Source organism: Pseudomonas sp. 05N434 (assembly GCF_056396965.1).
Window position 1 is genome coordinate 1 of sequence record NZ_JBFTMK010000454.1, and the last position, 4,174, is coordinate 4,174.

At 59.8% G+C, this 4,174-nt stretch carries 3 protein-coding genes; 1 reads left to right on the forward strand and 2 read right to left on the reverse strand.

All coding sequences use genetic code 11. From position 1 onward, the window contains the following. Together AC1DLB_RS23150 and AC1DLB_RS23155 are read right to left on the reverse strand one after the other, a co-directional pair. The coding region (locus AC1DLB_RS23150; RefSeq protein ID WP_477785707.1) for an efflux RND transporter permease subunit at window positions 1-1,661 on the reverse strand (1,661 nt) is incomplete at its 3' end. Further along, window positions 1,658-2,767, reverse strand: coding sequence for an efflux RND transporter periplasmic adaptor subunit (locus AC1DLB_RS23155; RefSeq protein ID WP_477785708.1), 1,110 nt, complete (start codon window positions 2,765-2,767; stop codon window positions 1,658-1,660). The genes AC1DLB_RS23155 and AC1DLB_RS23150, both read right to left, overlap by 4 nt. A 219-nt stretch (window positions 2,768-2,986) precedes the next feature. On the opposite strand from AC1DLB_RS23155, the gene AC1DLB_RS23160 reads away from it, so the two are divergent. Next, a partial coding sequence (locus AC1DLB_RS23160; RefSeq protein WP_477785709.1) for an efflux transporter outer membrane subunit occupies window positions 2,987-4,174 on the forward strand: 1,188 nt, incomplete at its 3' end.

Consider the following 4,174-nt stretch of genomic DNA (forward strand, 5'->3'; position numbering starts at 1 on the left):
GGGAAGAACTGTTTCTTGACCAGGCTCATGCCGAGAATCGCCACGCCAAACATTGCGATAACAGTACCGGCTACCAGCCATTTGCGAGCGATGACACGCGTCAACACCTGGCGGAAGCGGTTGTAATTTCGGGTGTTGTAGATGGCCGCATGACCACCCTCCACCTTCTTGATGTTCGGCAACATCTTCACACCCAGGTACGGGGTAAAAGCTACCGCAACCACCCAAGAGGCAATCAGGGCAATGCCCACGATCCAGAACATGTTGCTGGTGTACTCGCCGGCTGTCGACTGCGCGAAACCGTTGGGCATAAAGCCGATAGCCGTCACCAGCGTACCGGAAAGCATCGGCGCGGCTGTATGACTCCAGGCGTATGCGGAAGCTTTGATGCGGTCGTAGCCCTCTTCCATTTTCACCACCATCATTTCGATAGCAATGATGGCGTCGTCCACCAACAGTCCGAGCGCCAGAATCAACGAGCCAAGGGTGATACGGTCAAAGTTCTTTCCAGTGGCCGCCATCACCACAAACACCACCGCCAACGTCAACGGCACAGCCGCAGCGACCACAACGCCTACACGCCAGCCCATGCTGAGAAAGCAGACGAGCATCACCACAAGCAGCGCGACGAAAAACTTGACCATGAACTCGCCGACGGCCGAACTGATATTTACAGATTGATCGGTGACCTTGGAGAGCGTCATGCCCAACGGCATGCCTTCATTGATCTTGACCGTCTCCGCGTCCAGCGCCTTGCCCAGGTCAAGACCGTTCCAACCCTCACGCATCACGATCCCCAGCAACAAGGCCTCTTCACCGTTATTACGCACGAGAAAGGTTGCCGGATCTTCATAACCACGTTCGATCGTCGCCACGTCCGAGAGCTTCAGCGTCCGCCCCTGAACCGCAATGGGTGTGTCACGAATCTTCTGCACCTTATCGAAGGCGCCATCCAGCCGAAGAAAAACCTGCGGCCCGTCGCTTTCGATCGAGCCGGCAGGCGTGAGCACGTTCTGATTATTCAGCGCGGCAAAGATGTCCTGAGGCGATACGCCCAAGGTGGYCAGCCGATCATGGGAAAAGGAAACAAAGATGCGCTCGGGTTGCTCCCCAATGATGTTGACCTTCTTCACGCCCGGCACATGCAACAGTTGTTGGCGCAACGACTCTGCATCACGCACCAACAGTCGCTGCGGTTCGCCTTTGGCTTTCAGGGCGAACAGTGCAAATGTCACGTCCGAAAACTCGTCGTTGACCATTGGCCCAATGACACCCGCCGGCAGCTTCCTGGCCTCATCGTCGAGCTTTTTACGCGCCTGATAGAACTCCTCCTGCACTTGCGCGGGCGGCGTGCTATCGCGCAGTGACACCATGGTGAAGGCGAGGCCAGGACGGGTGTAGGTTTCCGTGCGGTCGTACCATTTCAGTTCTTGCAGGCGCTTTTCAAGTGGCTCTGCTACCTGATCCTGCATCTCCTGCGCCGTGGCGCCCGGCCACGCGGTAATGACCGTCAACTGCTTGACCGTAAACGGAGGATCTTCCGCACGCCCCAGCTGGAAGAACGACAGGATGCCCGCAACGGCGATCAGGAAGATCAGAAACACCGTGATGGAGCGCTCGCGAACGGCGATCGCAGAGAGATTGAAGCGCCCCTCGCTCATGGATGACTCCCTGCGACCTTGACGCCATCCGGTTGAGCCAGCCTCACCTCCTCACCATCGCGCAGCAGATGCGCGCCTAACGCTACAATCTGCTCGCCGACCTTGAGATCGCCTGCGACTCGCGCTGCGTCGTCGCTCAAGCCCAAGATTTGAACAGGTCGCCAGGCCACCTTCGCAGGTGTACCGGCAATGACCCACACGCCAGTGCCTTGGCCTGGGTCATAAACGGCAGCGATCGGTACTTGCAGCCCCTGCCCTTGCGTGGTGCTTTCAGCGATCCGAAGCGTGACGGTCGAACCTAGCGGTGCATTGGCCAGCGCGCCCTCAAGCACATACCGCGCCTCGAAGGTGCGTGTCATTCGATCGGCCGAGTCAGAAAGCAGCCTCAGCTTCGCTGTAACAGCACCCGTGGTATTGCCATAAAGCGTCGCCTGCGCGGTGGATCCTGCTGCGGGGCGTAGCGTCTCGGGCAGATGCACGATGGCTTCACGTTGCCCCGCCCGCGCCAGTCGAACCACGGGCTGTCCCGGGCTGACGACTTGTCCGGGCTCGGCGAGCGTCTCCACCACTACGCCGTCGGAATCCGCAAACAGCACCGYATAACCAGAAGCATTGCGGGCTACATCAGCCTGCGCTTCAGCGGCGCTGAGCTGCGCCTTTGCGGTATCCGCTGCGGCTTTGATCTGGTCGTAAGCCGATGCGGAAATAGCGCCTGCGGCGACCAGGTCGCGATATCGCGCTTCGTCATCTRCAGTCTGCTTGGCTCGGGCCCGAGCGGCGATGACTGACTCTTGCTGTGCTCGCGCCTGCAACCCCAGGTCGATTGGGTCGAGACGCATGAGTGGCTGACCGCGCTTAACGGTCTGACCGGTGTCAACCAGACGCTCAAGCACCTTGCCTGATACCCGAAAACCCAGATCGCCCTGGACGCGGGCAGCCACGACGCCCGTGAAAGAACGTGAGACGTCGGACGAACCCTGAACCGCAGAGGACCTCACCAGAGGGGCATGCGTACGTGGATCTTCAACGGTGGATGAGTCGCCACACGCCGTCAGGACGAGAGGCAACAAGCAAGCGGCAATGGGGACAGGTCGAAGCCGGCGCATAGGTTCCCTTACTGAAAAAATAGGACAGGCGCCTCATTCTCAGTCTAGTGACCATATCTGTCAATGGTCACGAATCATGAAGTACCGAACCCCATGATCTCAGCACTAGTATTGCCGAATACTGCTGGCCAACCTCGAGCTCAGCCCAAAGAGCGTCGATTGACAGATAGTGACCATAACGTAATATAGTCACAAACATCCTCAATTGAAGGTACCTCAATGCCTCCCCTCCGCCCCATTGCTCTCTTGGTGAGTGCCAGCTTGATGACAGGTTGCGCGGTCGGTCCGGACTATCACCGTCCGGACGCCCCACTGTCGGACCATTACTTGGGGCAGTCTTCTGTCGAACAGAGGCCTGGGGCGACGCCGGCCAGTCTTGTCGCCTGGTGGGAAGGCTTTGGTGATCCGCTGTTAGCCGACTTCGTCTCCAAGGCACTTGAGCAGAACCTGGATCTGGCGCAGGCGTCGGCGCGAGTCACGCAGGCGCGGGCCGGACTGGGCGCCGCAAATGCCGCTTTACTGCCCTCGGGGAACATCAGCGGACAGGCCGCGCGCTCCTACCAGTCAATCGAGACGCCGCTCGGCCAGGTGTTGAACTCAACGCCTGGCTATGATCGGTACGGAAGTTCCTACGAGGCCAACCTCGATGCCAGCTGGGAGGTAGATGTCTTTGGCGGATTGCGCCGCGGACGCGAGGCTGCTCTGGCCGAGTACCAGGCTTCCCAGGCGGGCGTCGCTGCCACACGATTGGCCGTCGCCGCGCAGACCGCCGATATCTACATCACTATCCGCGGACTGCAGACCCGGTTGGACATTGCGAACCGACAAGTCAAAACACAGCAGGAGCTACTAGAGAAAGTCCAATTGCTCTACAGCAAGGGGCTCGCCGCCAACTATCAGGTTCGCCAGGCCGAGGGGGCGCTATCGCAGGTCCAGGCGACAGTGCCGGTCCTGCAGACCGGTCTGGATGCTGCCATGAATGCGCTGGATGTCATGCTCGGCACGCCGCCAGGCACTCACCGCACACAACTGGCAAGCGCGGGGAGCATTCCTGTAGCGCCGCAGTTAAAGACGATGGGAACGCCGGCCGATTTGCTGCGCCGCAGGCCAGACCTCATTGTGGCTGAGCGCCGTCTTGCGGCTTCAAACGCACGCATYGGGGAGGCGATTGCTGAGTACTACCCGAAATTCTCCCTCAGCGCATTGCTGGGTAGTGCCACGGCTGTATCCGCAGGCAATCTTTTCACCAGCGGCGCCAGCCAGTCGGCGGGCGTATTGGGACTGCGCTGGAGACTCTTCGACTTCGGTCGCATAAACGCCCAAATCGACCAAGCCAAGGGACAGGAAGCCGAAACCCTGGCCGCTTACCGTCAGTCCGTGCTGCGCGCCACCGAGGATGTCGAGAAC